This is a genomic window from Methylobacterium crusticola, assembly GCF_003574465.1.
GTDB classification, from domain to species: Bacteria; Pseudomonadota; Alphaproteobacteria; order Rhizobiales; family Beijerinckiaceae; genus Methylobacterium; species Methylobacterium crusticola.
This window is the reverse complement of record NZ_KZ984687.1, coordinates 1-2,648: the sequence shown is the minus strand read 5'-3', so window position 1 is coordinate 2,648 and position 2,648 is coordinate 1. Positions and strand designations below refer to the sequence as shown.

1 protein-coding gene and 2 pseudogenes are annotated in these 2,648 nt (G+C 73.5%); all 3 read right to left on the bottom strand.

Annotated elements, in window-relative coordinates:
- Positions 1–45 precede the first annotated feature (45 nt).
- Positions 46–972 carry an ROK family protein gene (locus DT057_RS05920; protein ID WP_128561160.1) on the bottom strand — a complete coding sequence of 309 codons (927 nt, stop codon included), beginning with the start codon at positions 970–972 and terminating at the stop codon, positions 46–48.
- A 16-nt stretch (positions 973–988) separates the two neighbouring features.
- Positions 989–1,370: pseudogene (locus DT057_RS36645) on the bottom strand (cation:dicarboxylate symporter family transporter); the annotation flags it as partial.
- Position 1,371: 1 nt separating this feature from the next.
- Positions 1,372–2,333, bottom strand: a pseudogene (locus DT057_RS05915) (cation:dicarboxylate symporter family transporter); the annotation flags it as partial.
- Positions 2,334–2,648: the final 315 nt, after the last annotated feature.

Sequence of the window (2,648 nt, the reverse complement as noted above, 5' to 3'; positions counted from 1 at the left end):
GTCCGGCGCGGGACGGGCGCGTCCGGCGCGGGACGGGCGCGCCCGTCAGGCCGGGTCGTCCGCGCCGGCCCACAGCCAGGCGGCGCCCCGCACCCCGGAGGCGTCGCCGTGGTGGCTGCGCCGGATCGGCGTGTCGAAGACGTCCGAGAACACGTGCGGGCCGACCCGCTCGGGAAGGGCCGGGTAGATCTCGTCGAGGGTGGAGAGGCCGCCGCCGAGCACGATCGCGTCGGGATCGAGCACGTTGACGACGTGGGCGATGCCGCGTCCGAGCCGGTCGAGCCAGGCCGCGAACGTCGCCCGCGCGCCCGCGTCGCCCGCCCGCATCGCCGCGACCACGGCCTCGCCGGTGAGTGGCGCGGCCGCGCCGCTGCGCCGGGCGTGGTCGGCGGCGAGGCCCGGGCCCGAGAGCCAGGTCTCGATGCAGCCGCGGCGGCCGCAATAGCACGCCGGGCCGGGGCGCTCGTCGTCGGCCGGCCAGGGCAGCGGGTTGTGGCCCCACTCCCCGGCGATGCGCTGGCGCCCGGCGAGGGCCCGGCCCGCGACGGCGATGCCGGAGCCGACCCCGGTGCCGAGGATCAGCGCCCAGACGAGGCCCGCGCCGGCGCCCGCGCCGTCGACCGCCTCCGAGACCGCCAGGCAGTTGGCGTCGTTCTCGATCCGCACCGGCCGGCCGAGGATGCGGGCGAGGTCGCGGTCGAGGGGCTGGCCGATGAGCCAGGTCGAGTTGGCGTTCTTGACGAGGCCCGTGGCGGGCGAGAGGGCGCCCGGGATGCCGATCCCGACCGTGCCGGTGCCGCCGGCCTCGGCCTCGAGGCGCGCCACGAGGTCCGCGATGGCGCTGAGCGAGGCGTCGTAGCGGCCGCGGGGGGTGGGGACGCGCCGCTCGGCCCGCACGCGGCCGGCGGCGTCGAGGGCGATCCCGGCGATCTTGGTGCCGCCGAGATCGATGCCGATGCGTAAGGTGGGCACGGGACCGGGCGCGCGGTCAGGGCGCGGCCGGGACCGGCTTGTCGTCCGAGATCTCGGTGCCGATGGCGAGCGGATGGGCCATCACCTCCCGCAGCTTGACCGGATCGAGCTCGCCCTCCCAGCGGCTCACCACGATGGTGGCGACGCCGTTGCCCACGAGGTTGGTGAGGGCCCGGCACTCCGACATGAACTTGTCGATGCCGAGGATCAGCGCCATGGCGGCCACCGGCACCGGGTTCCCGGGGATCGCCCCGAGCGTCGCCGCGAGCGTGACGAAGCCCGCCCCGGTGACGCCCGACGCCCCCTTCGAGGTCAGCATCGCCACCAGGATGATGGTGGCGTACTGGCCGAACGTCAGGTCCGCGCCCACGGCCTGGGCCAGGAACAGCGTCGCCAGGNGTGCCGTCGAGGTTGAACGAGTAGCCGGTCGGGATGACGAGGCCGACGACCGAGTCCGAGGCGCCGAGGCGCTTCATCTTCTGCATCATGTGCGGCAGCACCGTCTCGGAGGACGAGGTGCCGAGCACGATGAGGAGCTCGTCCTTGATGTAGACCAGGAACTTGATGATCGAGAACCCGGCGAAGCGGGCGATCACGCCGAGCACCACGAGGACGAACAGCATGCTGGTGATGTAGAAGGTGGCCACCAGCCCGGCGAGGTTGCCGAGCTTGCCGATGCCGTACTCGCCGATCGTGTAGGCCATGGCCCCGAAGGCGCCGAGGGGCGCGAGCTTCACGATCAGCCCGATGATGCGGAAGAAGATCTCGCCCCCCGCCTCGATGGCGCGGGTCGCCGGCAGGCCGCGCTCGCCGAGCCCCGTGATGACGACGCCCGTGAGGACCGAGATCAGCAGGATCTGGAGCAGGTCGCCGCCCGCGAAGGCGTCGAAGTAGCTCTTCGGGACGATCGCCATGAGGTGCGACACGGTCGAGTCGGCCTGCGCCTTGGTGGCGTAGCCGGCCACCGCCTTGGCGTCGAGCTTGGAGGGGTCGGCCCCGAACCCGGCCCCGGGCTGCACGATCTCGCCCACCACCACGCCGATGATCAGCGCCAGCGAGGACACGACCTCGAAGTAGATCAGCGCCTTCAGGCCGACGCGTCCGACCTTCCTCAAGTCGCCGATCGACGCGATGCCGTGCACGATGGTGCAGAAGATGATGGGCGCGATCATCATCTTGATGAGGGCGATGAACAGGTCGCCGAGCCACTTCATGCCCTTGGCGGTGTCGGGTGCGACGTAGCCGAGCAGCACGCCGAGCGCGATGGCGATCAGGACCTGGATGTAGAGGACCCGGTACCAGGGCTGCGACGAGGCCGGCGCCGACCCGGCCGACGTGGTTGGGGTGGCGGCGTGCTGCATGTCTGTCTCTCCCCACGGTGCGGGCTCGCCCCGCGGGGCGCCCGATGCTGCCGGCCGGCTCGGCCCCTCGGGGTGGCACGGCCTTCGCAGCGAGTTCTACGCACTCACGTCACGGCCCGCTCACTCTACGGAGTTCCGGGCAATGCTTCCTAGTGGAAAGTTGCCGACGCCTCCGGCGCGCCCCGTCCGGCAGGCCGGCCGGGACGAGGCGCCCGGGGCCGCGCCGGGCCCGCCTGTCCGCGCGCGGTTCGGGGGGCGGTCCCTCGCGGGTGCGCCGCCCGCGGGGCGCGAACTCCCCCGCGCGCCGCGAGGGCG